18 protein-coding genes are annotated in these 20136 nt (G+C 73.5%); 8 read left to right on the top strand and 10 right to left on the bottom strand.

Annotation, left to right across the window (positions count from 1 at the left end):
- Positions 1-41: 41 nt before the first annotated feature.
- Together J7W19_RS20405 and J7W19_RS20400 are read left to right on the top strand one after the other, a co-directional pair.
- Positions 42-1523, top strand: a complete 1482-nt coding sequence (locus tag J7W19_RS20405; RefSeq protein ID WP_004949112.1) for an amino acid permease — start codon at positions 42-44, stop codon at positions 1521-1523.
- Positions 1523-2899, top strand: a complete 1377-nt coding sequence (locus J7W19_RS20400; protein ID WP_004949111.1) for a glutamine synthetase family protein — start codon at positions 1523-1525, stop codon at positions 2897-2899. Before J7W19_RS20405 ends, J7W19_RS20400 begins: the two co-directional genes overlap by 1 nt.
- Before the next feature lie 108 nt (positions 2900-3007).
- Here J7W19_RS20400 and J7W19_RS33525 read toward each other — a convergent pair whose 3' ends face one another.
- Together J7W19_RS33525 and J7W19_RS20390 are read right to left on the bottom strand one after the other, a co-directional pair.
- Positions 3008-4315 (bottom strand): DUF2786 domain-containing protein, encoded by a 1308-nt coding sequence (locus J7W19_RS33525; protein ID WP_004949109.1) that lies wholly within the window; start codon positions 4313-4315, stop codon positions 3008-3010.
- 87 nt (positions 4316-4402) lie between these two features.
- Positions 4403-5680 (bottom strand): L,D-transpeptidase, encoded by a 1278-nt coding sequence (locus J7W19_RS20390; protein WP_040891084.1) that lies wholly within the window; start codon positions 5678-5680, stop codon positions 4403-4405.
- Positions 5681-5988: 308 nt separating this feature from the next.
- Between J7W19_RS20390 and J7W19_RS20385 the strand changes: the two genes are divergently transcribed.
- The gene (locus tag J7W19_RS20385) at positions 5989-6267 is read left to right on the top strand and encodes a hypothetical protein (RefSeq protein WP_004949105.1); all 279 of its coding nucleotides are present in this window, start codon (positions 5989-5991) and stop codon (positions 6265-6267) included.
- 102 nt (positions 6268-6369) lie between these two features.
- Here J7W19_RS20385 and hutH read toward each other — a convergent pair whose 3' ends face one another.
- The 7 genes from hutH to J7W19_RS20350 form a co-directional block, all read right to left on the bottom strand.
- Entirely contained in the window at positions 6370-7929 is a 1560-nt protein-coding gene (hutH, locus tag J7W19_RS20380; RefSeq protein WP_040891082.1) for a histidine ammonia-lyase, read from the bottom strand.
- Between the two features lie 170 nt (positions 7930-8099).
- Positions 8100-9209, bottom strand: coding sequence for a GGDEF domain-containing protein (locus J7W19_RS20375; RefSeq protein WP_051072670.1), 1110 nt, complete (start codon positions 9207-9209; stop codon positions 8100-8102).
- Between the two features lie 244 nt (positions 9210-9453).
- Positions 9454-10254: an enoyl-CoA hydratase/isomerase family protein gene (locus J7W19_RS20370; RefSeq protein ID WP_004949100.1), complete on the bottom strand. Its 801-nt coding sequence runs from the start codon at positions 10252-10254 to the stop codon at positions 9454-9456.
- Positions 10255-10436: 182 nt separating this feature from the next.
- Positions 10437-11162, bottom strand: coding sequence for a ribonuclease H family protein (locus tag J7W19_RS20365; RefSeq protein ID WP_004949098.1), 726 nt, complete (start codon positions 11160-11162; stop codon positions 10437-10439).
- 39 nt (positions 11163-11201) lie between these two features.
- On the bottom strand, positions 11202-11444 hold the full coding sequence (locus tag J7W19_RS20360) for a hypothetical protein (RefSeq protein ID WP_158688804.1): 243 nt from the start codon (positions 11442-11444) through the stop codon (positions 11202-11204).
- Positions 11445-11575: 131 nt separating this feature from the next.
- Positions 11576-12799 carry an adenylate/guanylate cyclase domain-containing protein gene (locus tag J7W19_RS20355; RefSeq protein WP_004949094.1) on the bottom strand — a complete coding sequence of 408 codons (1224 nt, stop codon included), beginning with the start codon at positions 12797-12799 and terminating at the stop codon, positions 11576-11578.
- Between the two features lie 91 nt (positions 12800-12890).
- Positions 12891-13748: a biotin--[acetyl-CoA-carboxylase] ligase gene (locus tag J7W19_RS20350; RefSeq protein WP_004949092.1), complete on the bottom strand. Its 858-nt coding sequence runs from the start codon at positions 13746-13748 to the stop codon at positions 12891-12893.
- 614 nt (positions 13749-14362) lie between these two features.
- On the opposite strand from J7W19_RS20350, the gene J7W19_RS20345 reads away from it, so the two are divergent.
- The 5 genes from J7W19_RS20345 to J7W19_RS20330 all read left to right on the top strand — a co-directional run bounded on the left by J7W19_RS20345 (position 14363) and on the right by J7W19_RS20330 (position 18900).
- A complete protein-coding gene (locus J7W19_RS20345) occupies positions 14363-16024 on the top strand; it encodes an acyl-CoA carboxylase subunit beta (protein ID WP_004949090.1) in 1662 nt (553 codons plus the stop codon).
- A 118-nt stretch (positions 16025-16142) separates the two neighbouring features.
- On the top strand, positions 16143-16352 hold the full coding sequence (locus J7W19_RS20340; protein ID WP_004949088.1) for an acyl-CoA carboxylase epsilon subunit: 210 nt from the start codon (positions 16143-16145) through the stop codon (positions 16350-16352).
- A 79-nt stretch (positions 16353-16431) separates the two neighbouring features.
- Positions 16432-16560: a morphogenic membrane protein MmpB gene (mmpB, locus tag J7W19_RS33520; RefSeq protein WP_004949086.1), complete on the top strand. Its 129-nt coding sequence runs from the start codon at positions 16432-16434 to the stop codon at positions 16558-16560.
- Positions 16561-16738: 178 nt separating this feature from the next.
- Positions 16739-18202, top strand: coding sequence for a peptidoglycan D,D-transpeptidase FtsI family protein (locus J7W19_RS20335; RefSeq protein ID WP_004949085.1), 1464 nt, complete (start codon positions 16739-16741; stop codon positions 18200-18202).
- Positions 18203-18267: 65 nt separating this feature from the next.
- Entirely contained in the window at positions 18268-18900 is a 633-nt protein-coding gene (locus J7W19_RS20330; protein ID WP_004949081.1) for a Maf family protein, read from the top strand.
- A 101-nt stretch (positions 18901-19001) separates the two neighbouring features.
- On the opposite strand, the gene J7W19_RS20325 is transcribed toward J7W19_RS20330, so the two are convergent.
- Positions 19002-19769, bottom strand: coding sequence for a hypothetical protein (locus J7W19_RS20325; RefSeq protein ID WP_004949080.1), 768 nt, complete (start codon positions 19767-19769; stop codon positions 19002-19004).
- Between the last annotated feature and the right edge of the window lie 367 nt (positions 19770-20136).

The following is a 20136-nucleotide window of genomic DNA, read 5'->3' as shown; positions in this document are numbered from 1 at the left end:
TTACGTCGAGACCACGAGCAGGAGTGGGCCCGGACCACTCCATGCGGCTGCCGGACGAGAGCGAGCGGCTGCGGGACCTCGGCTACCAGCCGGTGCTGGCGCGGCGCATGGGCGGTTTCGGCAACTTCGCCATCAGCTTCAGCATCATCTCGGTGCTGTCCGGCTGCATGACCCTCTACGGCTTCGGCCTGAACACCGGCGGCCCGTCGGTGATGATGTGGGGCTGGGCCGGCGTCGGCCTGATGGTGCTCTTCATCGGCATGGCGCTGGCCGAGGTCACCAGTGCCTACCCCACCTCCGGCGCCATGTTCTACATGGCCAACCGGCTCGGCGGCCGTCGCTGGGGCTACTACACCGGCTGGGTCAACCTGCTGGGCCTGCTGGGCAGCATCGCGGGCAGCGGCTACGGCGCGGCCCAGTTCATCGGCGCGCTCATCGAGCTGCGGTTCGGACACGCGCCGACCCCGGAGTCGACCCTGCTGATCTTCGGCGGCATCCTCCTCGTCTTCGGCGTACTGAACCTCTTCGGCGTGCGGATGGTCGGGTTCCTCAACTCGGTCAGCGTCTGGTGGCACCTGCTGGGCGTGGCGATCATCGTCGGCGTGCTGTGGATCGCGCCGGACGGCCACCAGTCGCCGTCGTTCGTCTTCACCAAGTTCGTGAACAACACCGGCTGGGACAACCCGCTGTACGTGACGGCGCTCGGCCTGCTGCTCGCCCAGTACACGTTCACCGGCTACGACGCGTCGGCGCACCTGTCCGAGGAGACCGCCAACGCCTCGGTGGCCTCGGCCCGCGGAATGGTGCGTTCGATCTGGGTGTCGTGGATCGCGGGCTTCGTCCTGCTGGCCGGTCTGACCTTCGCCATCAGCGACTACACGACGACGGCCGAGGCGGGGGTGCCGCCCGCGCAGATCTTCCTCGACGCCGTGGGGACCAACGGCGCGACGTTCCTGCTGCTGATCGTCATCGGCGCGCAGCTGTTCTGCGCCAACGCGGGCATCGCGTCGGCGAGCCGGATGACGTTCGCGTTCAGCCGCGACGGCGCGCTGCCGGGCTCCCGGCTGTGGCGGCGGGTCAGCAGCAAGACGCAGACCCCGTACCCGGCGGTGTGGCTGGCGGTCGTGGGCCCCTTCGTCCTCGCCCTGCCGTCGCTGTACTCGACCACCGCCTACAACGCCGTCACCGCCATCAACGTCATCGGGATCACGCCGTCGTACGTCATCCCCGTGTTCCTGCGGCTGCGGCACCCCGAGCGGTTCAGCCCGGGACCGTGGACCCTGGGCCGCTGGAGCCGGCCGGTCGGCTGGATAGCCGTGGGCTGGGTGGCGTTCGCGACCGTCCTGTTCTGCCTGCCGCAGACCAGCCCGGTCACCACGGAGACCATGAACTACGCCGCCATCGCCCTGGCCGCCGCGCTGCTGCTGGCCACCGCCTGGTGGCCGTTCGCCAAGAGCTCCCTCACCACGCCCACATACGACACCTCGTCCCGCGGCACCCAGCTCATGGAGGACATCGTCTGATGGACGCCCCCACCCCCCGGAACGGCCGGCTCACCCCGGACGAACTGCGCGAGGAGGTCCGGCTCGGCCGCGTCGAGACCGTGGCGCTGGCCCTGGTCGACATGCAGGGCCGGCTGAAGGGCAAGCGCTACGACGCCGGGCACTTCGTCGAGAAGGTCGTCGACGGCGGCTCGCAGATGTGCGCCTACGCGCTCGCCACCGACGTCGACATGCGCCCGCTGCCCGGCTACGCCCTCTCCTCCTGGGACACCGGCTACGGCGACCTGAACCTGACCCCCGACCCGGACACCCTCCGGGTGCTCCCCTGGTGGCCGGGGACCGCGCTGGCGCACGCGGACGCGACGATCGACGGGCGGCCGGTGGCCGTGGCCCCCCGGGAGATGCTGCGCCGCGAACTCGGCCTGCTCGCGGAGCGCGGGCTGGGCGTCCGGACGGGGCTGGAGACCGAGTTCGCCCTCTACGAGGGGTCGTACGACGCGGTGGCGGCCGGACGCGCCGGGCTGCGGCCCGTCACCGGCCGCAATCGGGACCTCGCCCTCGACCACGACGACCGGACGGATACGTTCCTGCGCGGGCTCGGGGCGGCGCTGCGCGGGGCGGGGCTGCCGCTGGAGGCGGCCAAGACGGAGGCCGGCCCCGGCCAGGTCGAGATCACCTTCCCGTACGGGGAGGCGCTGGCGGCGTGCGACGGGCACGTCCTCTTCAAGCACGCCGTCCGGCACTTGGGGACGCGGGCGGGCCTGGCGCCGACGTTCATGGCGGTCCCGGCGCCCGGGGTGGGCAGCGGGCTGCACCTGCACCTGTCGCTGTGGTCGGGCGACGAGCCGGTGGTGCCGGACGCCGACGGCGGACTGTCGGCGACGGGCCGGCACGCCGTGGCGGGCCTGCTCGCCGCGCTGCCGGAGCTGACGCCCCTGTACGCGCCGAACGTCAACTCCTACCGCCGCTATGTGTCGGAGAGCTTCGCGCCGACCGCCTTCACCTGGGGCTTCGACAACCGGACGTGTGCGGTCCGGGTCGTCGGCCGGGGCCGGGGCCTCCATCTGGAGATCCGGCTGCCGGGCGCGGACGCCAACCCGTACCTGGCCCTCACCGCCGCGCTGGCCGCGATCCGGCACGGCCTCGACCACACCCTCGAACCCCCGCCCGCCGTCACCGGCAGCGCCTACGGGCAGGACGCGCCCCCGGTCCCTGCCGGCCTGGCGGAGGCCCTGGACCGGTTCCGCGCCGGCGCCCTGGCCCGGGAGCTGCTGACGGACGAGGTCGCCGCGCACTACGCGCGCGCGGCCGAGGTCGAGGTGGAGGCGCTGGGCGCGGTGGCGGAGGCCGAGGAGGTCACCGACGAGGAGGTGCGGCGGTGGTGGGAGTACGCGTAAGGGGCGGGTGAGACGCCCGCACTCCGCCGGGTGCCCGCACCCCGCCGTGTGCCGTCACCCCACCGGGCGCCCTCACCTCGCCGGGCGCCCTCACCCCACCAGCCGCCGTCACCCCGCCGGGCGCCGCCGCCCCAGCCGGGCCGCGTCGGCGGCCTCCGTGCCCCGGGCCCAGCCCTCCGCGTCGCGGCCCCTGAGCCGGTGCGAGGTGGTCTCGGGGAAGAGGCGCCCGGCCGTCTCGCCGACGGCGACGTCGCGGGCGGCGAGCACGGGCAGGGCCTCGGGGCGGGCGGCGTGCTCGGTCGCGTCCCGGGCGGCGGCGGACAGCCGGTCGCCGATCCGAGCGGCGTAGGCGATCAGGAAGGACTCGCGGAAGTCGCGCGTCCGACGGCCCGAACGGGCGCGCGCACCGCGCTCGTTCGGGCCGTGCCCGTTCGTACCGCGGTGGTGCGCGTCGGCGGCGCGGATCATCGCCGCGTCCGCCTGCACCAGCAGCGAGGTGTACATCAACTCGACGAGTTCCAGATCGGCCTCGAAGCCGACGACCGTCGAGAACCCGTACTCGCCGGACCACACCGCGTGGCAGTGGTTGGCCTCGGCGACAGCGCTGAGCAGCAGGGCCTTCGCGGACTCGTACGGCCCCTCGACGCCGAGCCGGCAGACGTCCGGCCCGTCGGCGGCGGAGGCGTCCGCGGCGGCGGCGGCGGCGAGGAGCGCGTCGTCGAGCGAGTGGCGCGCCATGAGCTCCTGCGCCTTGGCGGAAAACGCCTCGGCCTCGTCGGGGAAGTCCGTCGACTCGGCCTTGGCCAGCAGGGCCCGGATCCGGGCGAGCGTCTTCGGCTCGACGGCGGCGGCCCGGCCGCCCGGCGTGGACGGCCGGGATCCGGCGGTCCCGGGGAGCGGACCCGCGAGGCCGATGTGCGGCAGGGAGGCGACGAGGCGCAGGGCGAGGAGCGCGGCGGCGACGGTCTCGAAGCGGCTGAGGCGCTCGCGGCGCGCGAAGCCGTCCAGGAACGCGTCGTCGTCCGGCCACCACACCACCGCGTCCAGGTCGCGGAGCTGCCCGGCCCAGCGCGGGGGCAGCGTGCCGGGCGGATACCGGCGGGCCTCGGCGGCCACGGCCGCGAGGACGAAGCGGAGGCCGGGGCCGGTGGCGTCGCGGCGGGCCAGCCGGACGACGTCGGCGGGCTGCCAGCCGCGCTCCCAGGCGCGCCGGAGCTCCGCCTCGGCGGTGGCGAGCAGGGCGCGTCCGACGGCCGCCGGCCCGGCGGGCGCGGCGGCGAGGACGGAGGCGTCGGCGTCGGCCGCGTCCTCGGCGGCGGCCGCGGGGAGCGCGCGGAGCCGGCGCACGGCCGCCTCGACGGCGGGCCGCGGCCCGGCGGCCTCCTCGGGCCGCTCACGGTCCCGGCGCTTGCCCACGGGGGTTCCTCCTTCGTACGTCGCGCAAAACCGCCGGGCGGCAGCCGCGCGGTGCGGCCGCCGCCCGGCGGCGGGACGGGGTCGGGATCAGGCGCCGGTGGCGCTGCCCTTGACCCAGTCCTGCCAGCTCATGTTCCAGCCGTTGAGGCCGTTGTCCGGGGCGATCGTCTTGTCGTCGGAGTTCTTCACCACGACGACGTCGCCGATCTGGGAGTTCTTGAAGAACCAGGCGCCCGGCGTGTTCGGGTCGTCGGCGCCCTGCTTGTCCTGCAGGCCGACGCAGCCGTGGCTGGTGTTCTCGACGCCGAAGATGCCGCTGCCCCAGTAGTTGCCGTGGATGAACGTGCCCGACGTGGACAGCCGCATGGCGTGCGGGACGTCCTTGATGTCGTACTCGCCCTTGCCGTCGGCCTTGGAGAAGCCCACGGTGGAGCCGTCCATGCGGGTCTCGGTGAACTTCTCCGAGATCACCATCTTGCCGTTGTAGGTGGGGTTGGACGGGCTGCCGGCCGAGATCGGGATGGTCTTGAGGACCTTGCCGTCGCGCACCACGGTCATCTGGTGGGTCTTGGCGTCCACCGTGGAGACCTGGGAGTGGCCGATCCGGAACTTGACGGTCTTGTTCTGCAGGCCCTTGATGCCGGGCGCGGCCTCGACGTCGCCGAGCTCCATCTTGAGGGTGACCTCGGAGTTGGCCTTCCAGTACTCCTGCGGGCGGAAGTCGAGGCGCTGGTCGTTGAACCAGTGGCCGACGACCTGCTGGCCGCTGCTGGAGGTCACCTTCAGGTGGGACTGGACGGCCTTGCGGTTCTTGATCGGCTTGTCGAAGTTGATCGAGACCGGCATGCCGACGCCGACGGTCTGACCGTTCTCCGGGGTGAAGCTGCCGATGAAGCTGTTGTTCGGCGAAACCGTGGAGAACGAGGAGTTCTCCGTGGCGCGACGGTCCTTGTCGTCCTTCGCCTCGGCGACGATCTTGTACTTGGAGGACCGCTCCAGCGGGTTCTTGAGCTTCCAGCTCTTCTTGTCCGGCGCGAGGGAACCCTCGACCGGGCGACCCTTCTCGTCCGTCATCTTGACGCTCGTGAGCTCACCGTCGCTGACCGTGACCTGAACGGCGTCCACCGCGGTGCCGGCATTGGTGGTGCCGCCCTTGGGCGTGATCTTGATCTGCGCCGTGGAGGCGTCCTTGGCGGCTGCCGCGTCGACGTTCTGCTGGGACTTCTCCTTGCCGGAGCCGCCGCCCTTGTTGTCGCCGTCGTCGCCACCGCCGCAGGCGGCGAGGGTGAGCACCCCACCGAGCACGGCGGCCGCGGCCACCAGGCCCTTGCGGCGCTTGCCGTCCTTCATCACACGCATCTCCATCGCTCTGAACCCCGAAAATCCCCGGACCGGGCCACGAGGGCACGATCCGGCCCCTCGGCCTTCACCGGGACGGCGGGACGCCCACGCGCGCCCACTGGTCCCGGTTACTGCTTAGGGAACGCCTGACCCGATTCGCCCGTTCCACCCACGCGCAAAGTGTGGGGAAGACCACGCCAGTAAAGACCCTCGGGGCGCCTGCGCCCAAGCCGGGTGGTCAGGAGGCCGGAAAGCCCGCGCCTTCCGTACCGCGCACGCGTGTCACTACCATCAGTTCGACGTCCACCGCTCCGTCGAGGGGATGCCCCGCCGTGACCACGCGCCGCCCGCTGCTGACCGCCGTCGCCGCCGGGGTGCTGCTGTGCGCGGGCTGGCTGGTCCCCACGGCGAACGCGACGCCCGCGCACCCCTCCGCCCACCCGTCGGCACCGGCACCGCCCGACGGCCGCCGCCTGGCCGACTCGGGCAGCGTGGACACCACGCCGTACGTGTACGGGGGCGTGGGCTTCGTGGCGGTGGGGGGCGCCTTGGTCACGCTGGCGGTCCGCCGCTCGCGGAACGCCACCCCGTCCAGCCCGTCCGGCGTTTGAGGACGACCGCGCGGAGCGCGGTTCCGGGGGTGCGGGGGCAGAGCCCCCGCACGAAACGGGAAGGGGTGGGACAGGGGCACGCCCCCGGGCCCCAGCCCGGAATCACCCCAGGCTTCCGACCACGGCCTCCACGGCCTCCACCAGCCCCCCGGACCGAACGAAAGCCTCCGCCGCCGCGAGATCCGGCGCGAGGAACCGATCCGCCCCCGGCCCCTCCACCCCGGCCTCCCGGACGGCCCGCAGCACAGCGGCCGTGGCCGGCGAAGGCGTCAGCCCGCCCCGCAGCTCGACGGCGCGCGTGGCGGCGACGAGCTCCACGGCGATCACCCGGGCGAGAGCGTCCAGCGAGGTCCGCAGCTTGCGCGCCGCGGACCAGCCCATCGAGACGTGGTCCTCCTGCATGGCGGAGGACGGGATGGAGTCCACCGACGCGGGCGCGGCGAGCCGCTTCATCTCGCTGACCAGGGCCGCCTGCGTGTACTGGGCGATCATGAGGCCGGAGTCGACCCCGGGGTCGTCCGCGAGGAACGGCGGCAGGCCGTGCGAACGGTTCTTGTCGAGCAGCCGGTCGGTGCGCCGCTCGGCGATGGACGCCAGGTCGGCTGCGGCGATGGCCAGGAAGTCGAGGACGTACGCGACGGGCGCGCCATGGAAGTTGCCGTTGGACTCGACGCGTCCGTCGGGCAGGACGACCGGGTTGTCGACGGCGGCGGCCAGCTCGCGGTCGGCGACCAGCCGGGCGTGCGCGAGGGTGTCGCGCCCGGCGCCCGCGACCTGGGGCGCGCAGCGGATCGAGTACGCGTCCTGGACGCGGGGCGCGTCGTCCTGGTGGTGCCCGGTCATGCCCGAACCGGCCAGCACGCGCAGCATGTTGTCGGCGCTGGTCCCCTGGCCGGGGTGCGGGCGGATGGCGTGCAGTTCGGGGGCGAGGACCTTCTCGGAGCCGAGCAGGGCCTCCAGGGAGAGCGCGGCCGTGACGTCGGCGGAGGTGATCAGGCGGGCGAGGTCGGAGCAGGCCATGACGAGCATGCCGAGCATGCCGTCGGTGCCGTTGAGGAGCGCGAGCCCCTCCTTCTCGCGGAGTTCGACGGGCTCGATGCCGTGCGCGGCGAGCAGTTCGGCGGCGGGCGCGAGGACGCCGTCGGGGCCCTCCGCCTCGCCCTCGCCCATGAGCGTGAGGGCGCAGTGCGAGAGCGGCGCCAGGTCGCCGGAGCAGCCGAGGGAGCCGTACTCGTGGACGACGGGGGTGATCCCCGCGTTGAGCAGGGCGGCCATCGTCTCGACGACGACGGGCCGGACGCCGGTGCGGCCGGAGGCGAGGGTCTTGAGGCGCAGGAACATCAGCGCGCGCACGACCTCGCGCTCCACGCGCGGTCCCATGCCGGCGGCGTGCGAGCGCACGATGTTGCGCTGGAGCTGGGCGCGCAGCTCGGGGCTGATGTGGCGGACGGCGAGGGCGCCGAAGCCGGTGGAGACGCCGTAGACCGGGTCCGGCTTGGCCGCCAGGTCCTCGATGACCTGCCGGGAGGCGGCGACGGCGGCCAGGGCCTCGGGGGACACGACGACGCGTGCGTCGTGGCGCGCCACGGCGATCACGTCGTTCGCGGTCGTTCCGGAGCTTCCCACCACCACGTCGGTGTCCACGTGCGTCTGCATATCCATATTCAGGCACCCTAGGGTCTGAATCGCGGTCTGTCACTAGGGGAACTGCCCTGTACAACACCGCGCGGGCCGCGAGCATGCCGCGCCCCGGAGGAACGGGAGGTGGCGGTGCCCCCGCCAAGGAAGAACGCGGTGCCCCCGCCAGGGAAGAACAGGGGCACCGCGGAACCTCACGCCTTCCGCCCCCGGAACCTCCGGCGCTCCGCGCGAGGCGGCGCCGGCGGCCGGTCCGCGAGCCGTACGACCGGGTCGTCCCGGCCCCCCTCCCGCCCCGCGACCACCGGTTTCTCCGCGCCCGCCGCCTTGGCCCGGTACTGGGCCGCGTCGGCGAGCCGGAACAGGCGGCGCGCGGTGCGCACGGGCCCGATCGGATCGCCCGTCGACGCGATCCCGCAGGCGACCCCCTCGCCCAGCTCCAACCGCCGGGCCCGCAGGCACAGTTCCTCGGCCGCCCGCACCACCTCGTCGGCCGGGGCCCCCACCGTGAGCAGGCAGAACTCGTCGCCCCCGAGCCGGGCGGCGAGCGCGCCCGGCAGCCGTGCGCCGCACAGCGACAGCAGCGAGCCGAATCGTTCCAGCAACCGGTCGCCCTGCGCGTGCCCCAGGGTGTCGTTGACCCGCTTCAGGCCGTTGAGGTCGCAGACGACCAGGCTGACGACGACGCCCTCCGCCAGGTGCCGTTCGATGGCCTCGTCGAGCCGCGCGTCGACGGCGCGGCGGTTCCCCAGGCCGGTCAGCGGGTCGGTGTAGGCCAGTCTGCGGGCCTCCTCCAGCCGCTCGGTCTGGACGATGCCGGCGGCCGTGACGGCGGCCAGGACGGCCGCGAAGTCCGCGTCGGCGCGTCCGAAGCGGGGGGCGCCCAGGGGCCGCGCCACGTACAGCTCGCCCCAGGCGCGCCCGTGCAGCACGATGGGGGCGATCACGCAACTGCCCCGGCGTCGGCGGCGCAGCACCTCGACGCGGTGGCCTACGGGGAGGAGGCCCGGCCCGTTCGCACCGCCCTGGTCGTCGTCCAGGTTCTCCACCCAGGCGTGCGGCCGTCCGCCCACCCACTCCTCGTGCAGGAACTCGGCGACCTCCGGGAAGTTGTGCACCGGATACGTCTCGTCGGCGGGGAACCGCTCCTCGTCGGGAGCGCGCTCCCCCTCGTTGACGAGGACCCGCAGCCGGCCGCTCTCCCGCTCCCAGACGGAGACGGCGGCGAAGGAGCCGTTCAGGGCCCGCAGGGCGCCCTCCGCGGCGGCGGCCACCCCGTCGAGGAGGGACTGCGTCGCCGCCATCGCCTGCGCCAGCTCCACCACGGCGGACAGGCGGTCGTCACGATCCGCGTCACCAGCCACCAGAGCCTCACATTCCACCGCTGCGCGCAGCCCTCGCACTCCAGCGTAGGAACGGTGCGCTCATTCCGCCTTGTGAGGGTTCCGCGACCTTGAGGGTTCCGCGACTTCCCGCTTCATCCCAGGTCATTCCGTTTCGCCGTCGACGATCCGCTCGTGGCCGGGGGCCGGCCGGCCCCCGGTGCCGTCACTCGCCCGGCCAGTCCGGGGTCCGCTTCTCGTTGAACGCGGCCACGCCCTCCGCACGGTCTCCGGAGAAGGCCACCGTGCGCCAGGCCGCGTCCTCGACCTCCAGTCCGGCCCGCAGGTCCAGACCGTGCCCGAGGCGCAGGGCGCGCTTGGCCGCCCGCAGGCCGACGGGCGAGTTCGCGGCGATCCGGGCGGCGAGGGCCAGCGCCTCGTCGCGGTCCTGCCCGGCGGGCACCAACCGGTCGACCAGGCCCAGCTCCCGGGCCTCCGCCGCCGCCACCCGCCGCGCGCTGAAGATCAGCTCGGCGGCGCGGGCCGCGCCGACCCGGCGCGGCAGCAGCTGGGTGCCGCCCCCGCCCGGGATCACGCCCACGGACACCTCGGGGAGCCCCACCACGGCGGTCTCGTCCGCGACGATGATGTCGCAGGACAGGGCGAGTTCGAAGCCGCCGCCGAGGGCGAAGCCGTGCACGGCGGCGATGGCCGGCACCGGCAGCTCCAGGACGCCGGTGTAGGCGGCGCGGGCGTGCGGGCGCTGACGCGAGAGGTCCGCGTCCGTGAAGGAGTTGCGCTCCTTGAGGTCGGCGCCGACGCAGAACGCCCGCTCGTGCGTGCTCGTCAGAACGACGGCGCGGACGGTCCGGTCGGCGGAGAGCGCGGCGGTCGCCTCGGCGATCGAGCGGCCCAGTTCGGTGGAGACGGCGTTCATGGCCTTCGGGCGGTCGAGTACGAGCTCGGCTACCCGGCCGTCTTCGTGTGTGCGGATGGCGATCCACTCACCAAAGCGCTGTTCGCTCACGCGATTACCCTCTCTTCGGCTGTGGCCACGATCATGCACTGACCGTCGTGGCGGTGCCATACCCGTGGGGGGCTTGCCCCGCGGGCCGGCGCCCGCTGGGGTGGCCCGCATCCCGCCCTTTCACCGTCTCCCGCAGGGGTTCCGCCCCCGCACCCCCCGACCGCGCCCGCGGCACGCCGTCCTCAAGCGCCGGACGGGCCGGATCCCGAGTCCGTCCTGCACGCCGCATGGCCCCAGCCCTGCTGGTTCTTGGCGATCTGCTCCCCCGCCGCGTAGGACTTGCCGCACACGCACCGGCCCGGGAACTTCGCCTTGAGGGTGCCCCGGGAGCGGGCGCCCTTCGCCCCCGACGCGGCGGAGCCGCCCGGCGTGCCGCCGGTCCGCCGGGGGCGCGGCGGGGCCGTCGCGCGGGACGCGTCCGGGACGGGGAACCCGGCGTCGCCGTGGGCCGTGCCCGCCGCGCGCTGGGAGACGGCGGCGTCGCTGGCGGCCTGGTCGGCGATCGCGTTGAGCGGGTCACCGCCCTGCTGGTGCGCCGGCACGTACCGGAACTCGACCTCGCGCCCGGTCAGCAGCGCGTCGATGCTCCGGACCAGGTCCTGGTTGGCGACCGGCTTCCCGGCCGCCGTCTTCCAGCCGTTCCGCTTCCATCCCGGCAGCCACTTGGTGACCGCGTTCATCGCGTACTGCGAGTCGAGCCGCACCTCGACCGGCACGGCCGGGTCGGTGGCCTCCAACAGCCGTCGCAGAGCGGTGAGCTCGGCGATGTTGTTGGTCGCCCGGCCCAGCGGACCGGCCTCCCAGCGCTCCGGCCGTCCCTCGGCGTCGGCCGCCACCCACGCCCAGGCGGCCGGCCCGGGGTTCCCCTTCGAAGCGCCGTCACAAGCGGCGATGATGCGATCGAGCATGCCTCCGATGATGTCAGGAGACGAGCCCCGCCCCCGCCCTCACACCGGAACCGCCTCCCCGGCGGGCACGCGCACCCGCGCGAACGGCTGCCGCGCGCCACCCGCCTCCAGCGGCACCCGCAGGCGCGCCCGTTCCGTGCCCGGCGTCGTCCCCACGCCCTGTGCGATCGGCCGCGCCGCCTCCACGCCGTGCCGCGGGCGACGGGCGTCGAAGCCGCTCGGCGAGCGGGACGGCCGGGTGGAGCGGCCGGGCTCCGACAGATCCTCAACGTGTCCGTTCACAAGGGCGATGATGGCACCCGCCACTGACAACCGCCTCTGACCCGCGGGTTGCCGGCTCGGCACGACACCGGGTCGCGGGCGGGCGGCCGTTCAGGGCCCCATCCGCCAAAGACCGGCCGCACCGGCCCCGTTCACCCCTGCTCCCGCCGCGTGAGCAGCCACGGCTCCACGACGCCCAGTCCCCGCACCGGCCGCTGCCACATCGGTTGCAGTGCGAAGCGGTACTTGACCGCCGAGGCGGGCCTGCCCTCCGCCTCCGCCGCGGCCACGGCCGCCGCCACCTCCGCCTCCGACTTCGGGGCGTCCCCGCTGCGCAGCAGCTCCTCCGCCAGGGCGCCGTCCACCAGCACCGCGTCCTTCGGCGCTATCGACGTCAGCCGGCTGGCCAGGTTGACGGTCGTGCCGAAGACGTCGCCCATGCGCGTCGTCACCGTGCCGAAGGCGATGCCGACGCGCAGTTCGGGCATGGTCTCGTCGTGGCTGAGGGTCTCGATCAGGCGGATGCCGATCTCCGCGGCCGTGCCCGCGTCGTCGGCCGCGTAGAGGACCTCGTCGCCGAGGGTCTTGATCAGGCGGCCGCCGTGCGCGGCCACCAGGTCGGCGGCCGTGGTCTCGAACGCCTCGACGAGCTCGCCGAGCTCCTCCTCCTCCAGCCGCCGGGTGAGCCGGGTGAACCCCACCAGGTCGGCGAAGCCGACGGCCAGCCGCCGGTCGACCATCTCCGCGTCGTCCTGGGCCTGCACCACGCGGCCGGTCGCGGCGGCGAGCTGGCGCCGCCAGACGTAGATGAGGAACTCCTCCAGCTCCGGCAGGAGCAGTTCGACGAGCGGATAGGTGATCTCCGCCCGGGTGAGGCCCGGTTCCTGAGGCTCGGTCAGGCCCTCCAGGAAGGAGTCGATCTGCCAGTCGGCGAGCCGGGCCGTGGTCTGGCCGGTGGAGCGGGCCACCTGGACGGCCATCGGCTCGCTCAGCAGCCCCGCCTCGACGAGGCCGGCCAGCCGCCGCAGGGCCAGGACGTCCGCCTCCGTGAGCGCCTTGGCCTGGCCGATGTCGGCGAAGCCCATGGCGCGCCAGAAGCGGGCCGCGAGGTCCATGGACACACCGGCCGCGCGGGCGGCCTGGAACGGGGTGTAGCGCCGCTCTGCGCCGAGGATCAGCGCCTCCAGCCGGAGCGCGAGAGGGTCGCCGCCCTCGTCGGCGGCGGAGTCGAGCTCCGCGGGCCCACCGGCCCGTTCCGCCGTGCCGTCCGGGACGCCCGTCCCCCGCTCGGTCCGGCTCCCCTTGTCGGCCCCGTCGGCCCCCGAGACCTCCCCGGCCTCTACGGAACGGGGGGTACCCCCACCGTCGGCGGTCACCGCCCGCCCCCTGTCCGATCCGTGCGCACTGCCCTGCCGATCGCCGCTCGCTCGCTTTCCGGGCACAACGATACGGCAGGTGTGCCCTAGCTCACTCTCCTGACGACGCCGGACGCAGATGAACGATGTCGCCCGCGTCCACCGGCCGCTGCACCCCGTGCTCGGTGGCGAGCACCAGCCGGCCGTCGCCGTCGACCGCCACGGCCTCCCCGACCAGCCGCCGGTCGCCCGGCAGTTCGGCCCGTACGGTCCGGCCGAGCGTGGCGCAGCCGGCCGCGTACGCCTCCTGGAGCCGGCAGGCCGCCGGGTCGCCGTCGGCGTCGCGCCAGGCCGTGTACCAGTCCTCCAGCGAGCGGAGCACGGCCCGCAGCAGCGGGTCGCGGTCCAGTCGCCCGGCGCCGGCCAGGGCCAGCGAGCCCGCGGTGGGCACCGGGAGTTCGTCGGCGCGCAGGGAGACGTTGACGCCGATGCCGACGACGACGGAGTCGCCGGACCGCTCGGCGAGGATGCCGCCGGCCTTGCGTTCCCGTCCTTCGACGGTCACGAGGAGGTCGTTGGGCCACTTCAGCGCGGTGTCGACGCCCGCCGCCCGGGACAGCGCGGAGGCGGTGGCGACGCCGGTCAGCAGCGGCAGCCAGCCCCAGCGCCGGACGGGCACGCCGGGCCCGGGGGTGAGCCGGACGGAGAGGAACAGCCCGGACCGTGCGGGCGCGGACCAGGTGCGGTCCAGCCGGCCCCGGCCCGCCGACTGCTCCTCCGCGACGAGCACGGCGCCCTCGGGCCCGTCGGCCGCGGCGAGATCGGTGTTGGTCGACCCGGTGTTCGCGACCACGTCCAGCGAGGTCCACAGCCCTCCGGGCCGCAGCAGCGCGCGCCGGAGCGCGGGGGCGTTCAGCGGGGGCCGGTCCAGGTCGGACCAGCGGCTTCCGGGGGTGTCGGGCGGAGTCATGCCGTCACCTTAGACATCCGTGCCGCCGCCTTGGATATCCGTCACCTCGGACATCCCGGCCAAACGTCCCGGCCGGACAACCCGGGCCGCTCACCCCAGTCCGGACCCGCAGTCCGAACATCCCGGCCGGACATCCTCGGCCGCACATCCCAGCCCGGACATCCCCGGCCGCTCAGCCCAGTCCGAACATCCCTGCCGGACATCCCCGGCCGCTCGCCCCAGCCCGGACATCCCCGGCCAAACATCCCGACTCCCCCGGCCGGACAACCCGGGGCCGGACATCCCGGCTCACCCCGACCGGACAACCCTGGCCGGTCGCCGCCCGCACCGACGGCCGCCTCGTCTACCCCGTCCGCCACCACCCCAAAACCCCCGACGCCCCAAGCCCCACCGACCTCACGAGGTGTGGCCAACGCCGCACTCCCGGAAGGCGGTCGCGCCGATACGCTACGACCCGGTAGCCCTGATGCGGGCCGTTCCGGCGGCCGGATCCGGCACGCCCGCAGCAGGTCGACCAGCACTCCGTCCCCCGCCGCCGTCAACTTCCCGCAGCCTCCCGCCCCCCACTTCTCCGGACCACCGCCCATCTCAGGACACACAGGAGCCGCAGCCCGATGTCCGAGTCAGCAGCCCAGCCCGCCGCCCGCCGTCCCGACGCCGCCGGCCCGTCCGGCGCGGAAGGTGCCGCGGGCACCGAGGGGATCGACATCCACACGACCGCGGGCAAACTCGCCGACCTGCGCCGCAGGATCGACGAGGCGACGCACGCCGGATCCGCGCGGGCGGTGGAGAAGCAGCACGCCAAGGGCAAGCTGACCGCCCGCGAGCGGATCGAGCTGCTGCTGGACGAGGGGTCGTTCGTCGAGCTCGACGAGTTCGCGCGGCACCGCTCCACCAACTTCGGCATCGAGAAGAACCGCCCCTACGGCGACGGCGTCGTCACCGGCTACGGCACGGTCGACGGCCGCACGGTCTGCGTGTACTCGCAGGACTTCACCATCTTCGGCGGCTCGCTGGGCGAGGTCTACGGCGAGAAGATCGTCAAGGTGATGGACTTCGCCCTGAAGACCGGCTGCCCGGTCGTCGGCATCAACGACGGCGGCGGCGCCCGGATTCAGGAAGGCGTGGTCGCGCTCGGCCTGTTCGCCGAGATCTTCCGGCGCAATGTGCACGGCTCCGGGGTGATCCCGCAGATCTCCCTGATCGTCGGCCCCTGCGCGGGCGGCGCGGTCTACTCCCCCGCGATCACCGACTTCACGGTGATGGTCGACCAGACGTCGCACATGTTCATCACCGGTCCGGACGTCATCAAGACCGTCACCGGCGAGGACGTCGGCTTCGAGGAACTGGGCGGCGCGCGCACCCACAACGCGACCTCCGGCGTGGCCCACCACATGGCGGGCGACGAGAAGGAGGCCATCGAGTACGTCAAGGCGCTGCTCTCCTACCTGCCGTCCAACAACCTCTCCGAACCGCCCGCCTTCCCCGAGGAGGCCGACCTGGAGGTCTCGGACACCGACCGGGAGCTGGACACCCTCATCCCGGACTCGGCGAACCAGCCGTACGACATGCACACGGCGATCGAGCACGTGCTGGACGACGGCGAGTTCCTGGAGACCCAGGCCCTGTTCGCGCCGAACATCATCACCGGCTTCGGCCGGGTCGAGGGCCACCCGGTGGGCATCGTCGCCAACCAGCCGATGCAGTTCGCCGGCTGCCTGGACATCGACGCGAGCGAGAAGGCGGCACGTTTCGTCCGCACCTGCGACGCGTTCAACGTCCCGGTGATCACCTTCGTCGACGTCCCCGGCTTCCTGCCCGGCACCGACCAGGAGTACAACGGCATCATCCGGCGCGGCGCCAAGCTGATCTACGCCTACGCGGAGGCCACCGTCCCGCTGATCACGGTGATCACCCGCAAGGCGTTCGGCGGGGCGTACGACGTGATGGGCTCCAAGCACCTCGGCGCGGACCTGAACCTCGCCTGGCCGACCGCCCAGATCGCCGTCATGGGCGCCCAGGGCGCGGTCAACATCCTGCACCGCCGGGCGCTGGCGGCCGTCGCGTCGGACGAGGAGCGCGAGGAGCTGCGCGCCCGGCTGATCGCCGACTACGAGGACACGCTCCTCAACCCGTACACGGCGGCCGAGCGCGGCTACGTGGACGCGGTGATCATGCCGTCCGACACCCGCCGGCACATCGTCCGGGGCCTGCGCACCCTGCGGGACAAGCGCGAGGTGTTGCCGCCCAAGAAGCACGGGAACATCCCGCTGTAGCGGTCGGCTGTACGAAGAGGGCGCCGTGGTCCGTCCCGGCGGTACGCGGTGTGGAGGGACGCGCGGCGGGCAGCCGTGGACAGCGGTACGGCACGGGAGCACGGGAAGGGAGCGTCAGGTGATCAAGGTGGTACGCGGCAACCCCACGCCGGAGGAGCTGGCCGCCGCACTGGCGGTGGTCCAGGCCCGCGCGGCGGCCCGGGCGAACGCCGCCGCGCCGGACGAGGTCGTCCGCCCCGAGTGGGCCAGCCCGGCCCGGCTGGCCAGGACCCGGCGGGCGCCGGCGCCCGGACCGCGGGCGTGGCGCACGTCCTACTGGCCCGCCTGAGCCCGGGAGACCCGGTTCACATCCCGGCCTGAGTACCCGTACTCAGGCCGGACGGGACCGTGCGCCGGACCATAAGGGTGTGCTGTGGTCCGACCCGTCCGACGAACCGCCCGACGAGCTGCGCGAGGCCCAGGCCATGCTGCGGCGGGCCGGGCTGCTGCTGGCGGTCGGGATGGTGGTGCTGTTCGTGCTGCTCGGGACGCCATGAGGGCCTCACCCGTGAGACCGATGAGGTCCGCGAGACCCGTGCGGCCCTTTCGAGGCGTTGGGCGGACATTGCCCCGTTTCACAGGAGCCTCACAGGTTTCTCCCCTTTTGCAACCAGGCCGCTCCGGTTCCGCATCCTCCCCTGGGGGATCCACCGCGAACCGGGGAGTGGTCACACCTTGAACAAGCCCGTGCGACATATAGCGATCTTCACCGGCCTGCTGGTCCTGGCACTGCTGGTGCGCAGCACATGGGTGCAGTTCGTCCAGGCCGACGAGCTCGCGCACCACGACAAGAACCGGCGGGTGAAGATCGCCGCCTACGCGCAGCCGCGCGGCGACATCATCGTCGGCGGCAGCCCGGTCACCGGCTCCACGCCGACGTCCGCGGGCGATCTGAAGTACAAACGCACGTACAAGAACGGGCCGATGTACGCACCCGTGACCGGTTACTCGTCGCAGATCTACGCCAACAGCCAGCTCGAACACGTCTACGACCGCTTCCTCACCGGTGACGACGACCGGCTGTTCCTCCGGAACACCACCCGGGCGCTGACCGGGAAGAAGCCCGAGGGCGGTGACGTGGTCACGACCATCGACCCCCAGGCCCAGCGGGCCGCCTACGAGGGGCTGGCGAAGTACAAGGGCGCCGCCGTGGCCATCGAGCCCGGAACCGGGAAGATCCTCGCCCTGGTCTCGACGCCGTCGTACGACCCGTCGGTCTTCTCCGGGGAGCGCGACAAGGACGCCCGGGCCTGGCAGGCACTGGAGAAGGACAAGGACAAGCCGCTCTCCAACCGGGCGATCAAGGAGCTGTACCCGGCGGGCTCCACCTTCAAGATCCTCACCGCCGCGGCCGCCCTGGACCACGGCCTCTACCACGACGTCGACACCCCGACCGACTCGCCGTACCCCTGGAACCTGCCGGACACGGTCACGCCGATGAAGAACGAGAACGAGAACGCGCCCTGCCGCAACGCCTCCCTCAAGGTCGCGATGCAGTACTCGTGCAACAACGTCTTCGCCAAGATCGCCGCCGAGCTGGGCAAGGACAAGATGCGGGAGACGGCCGAGAAGTTCGGCTTCAACCAGGACCTCTTCATGCCCGTGGCGACGGTCAAGAGCGTCTACCCGAAGGAGATGAACCGGCCGCAGACCGCCCTCACCGGCATCGGCCAGGGCAGCCTCGCCGCCACCCCGCTCCAGGTCGCGATGATGACCGCCGCCCTCGCCAACGACGGCAAGCTGATGAAGCCGTACCTGGTCGACAGCCTGCGCTCGCCCGACCTGTCCACGGTCGAGCGGCACAAGCCGGAGGAGATGTCCCAGGCGGTCTCGGCGGACACGGCCCGCAAGGTCCAGGAGATGATGGAGTTCACCGCGCGGGAGGGCACCGGCAAGGCCGCGCTGATCGACGGGGTAACGGTCGGCGGGAAGACGGGCACCGCGCAGCACGGCGTCGGCAACAGCGAGATCCCGTACGCCTGGTTCGTCTCCTACGCCAAGCAGGCGGACGGCTCGCCGGTCGCCGTGGCCGTCTTCATCGACCCGAAGGACTCGGGGGTCGACCGCGAGGACGTCTCGGGCGGCGGGCTCGCGGGGCCCATCGCCAAGAAGATCATGCAGGCGGTGCTCAAGAAGTAGGGGCCGCGCGCCCCGCCCGGGCGGGCGGAGGAGAGCCGCCCGGCGCCTCCCTTAGCCTGGCCCGTATGACTGCCACACCCTCCGAAGCCGCTACCCCCGCACCGGCGCGCCGCCTCGTCCTGGCCTCCCAGTCCCCCGCCCGCCTCGGCCTGCTGCGCCAGGCCGGACTCGCCCCCGAGGTGATCGTCAGCGGAGTGGACGAGGACGCGCTGACCGCGCCCGACCCGGGCGCGCTGGCGCTGGTGCTGGCCGAGGCCAAGGCCGCGGCGGTGGCCGCCCGCCCGGAGGCGGCGGGGGCGCTGGTGATCGGCTGTGACTCGGTGCTGGAGCTGGACGGCCGGGCGCTCGGCAAGCCGGCGGACGCGGAGGACGCCACGGCCCGCTGGAAGTCGATGCGGGGGCGGTCCGGCGTGCTGCGGACCGGTCACTGTGTGATCGACACGGCGACCGGCCGGCGCACCTCGGCGACCGCCTCGACGACCGTCCGCTTCGGTGAGCCGACCGACGCCGAGATCGCCGCCTACGTGGCGTCCGGCGAACCGTTGTACGTGGCCGGAGCCTTCACCCTGGACGGCCGGTCGGCCCCCTTCGTCGAGGGGATCGACGGCGACCCGGGCAATGTGATCGGCCTGTCGCTGCCGCTCCTCCGCAAGCTGCTGGCGGAAGTGGGGACGGCGATCACCGATCTGTGGGCGTGATGCCCGTACCGCGTGTCGGCGCGGCGTCCTGGGGGGCCGGGTGGCCCGGGTGTGGTGGGACGGGTGTGGTGGGACGGGTGTGACCGGAGCGAGTGGAGCGGTCAGAGCGGAAGCTGCTTGGTGGCCTGACCGACCTTCTTCAGCTGGCTGATCTGGCTGAGCTTGCCCAGTTCGTTGACCGCGTCCGGGTAGATGCTGGTCGGCGGGTTCTGCGGCATCTCGGTGGACTGGGGCGGCGTGGGCGCCGGGGGCTGCTTCGGCGGGGTGGGCGCCTGAGGCTGCATCGACTGCTGGGGCTGAGCCTGCGCCGTGGGCGCCTGAGGCGACATCGACGTCTGAGGCCCCATCGCGGTCTGCGGCGACGTCGGCGTCTGCTGCGGCGCCCCCGGCCGCTGCCGCCCGGCCGCGTGCCGCGGGCCCGCGGCGTGACGGGGACCGGCCGCGTGCCGCGGACCCGCCGCATGACGCGCGCCGGCGGCGTGCCGCGGGCCGGCGGCCGGCCGCGCGGGGGTCGCCTTCGCGGCTCCGGTCGCCTTCACGGCACCGGTCTTCTTCGCCGCCCGGGTCGTCTTGGCGGCCCCGGCCGCCTTCGCCGCTCCCGCCGCCTTCTGCGCCGAGGCCGCCTTCTCCGTGGCGGTCGCCCGCTGTCCGGAAGCCGCGTCCCGCGCCTTCCGCGGCTGCTGCGCCTTCTGCGTGTGCTGCGCGGTGGCCGTCCGGTGCGGGGCGGCGGACGCCGGCGCCGTGACGTCGCCCGCGCTCGCCGTCGGCTCCTTCGGCTGCGGCAGCGGCAGCGGTGCGGCGGACGCGGCGGTGGTCACGGAGAGGGCGGCCCCGGCCAGGGCGGCGGCTGCTGCGATGCGCTTGATCATGACTTCTTCAACGATGTCATGCCATATCGGTCACTGCCCCGAGCGCCCCCACGCCCCGTCGCCCCCGGGGAACACCCCGGAAATCGCACGCACTTCAGACCTCCCCCGCCTGTGTACGACCCGCGCACACCACGAGACCGTCCCGGACTCGCGTCGCGGAAACGGCAGTTGAACATCAGCCGCACCACTTCTGAACGCCCCGCGCCGACCCCCTCGGACGTCACTCCGGCACCACGCGACCCCTCCCCTCGTATCCCTTCACGTCCTCCCTCACCCGCCCCGGAAGCCGCGCGCCCCGAGCGGGCCGTATCGCAAACTTTCCGCCGTCCGTTCGTAGGGACCCCACAAAGATCGCGCCCCGGCGCAC

Origin of the sequence: Streptomyces mobaraensis NBRC 13819 = DSM 40847, from assembly GCF_017916255.1 — a bacterium.
GTDB lineage: Bacteria > Actinomycetota > Actinomycetes > Streptomycetales > Streptomycetaceae > Streptomyces > Streptomyces mobaraensis.
The sequence above is the reverse complement of the archived record's forward strand: the minus strand, read 5'-3'. Positions and strand labels throughout refer to the sequence as shown.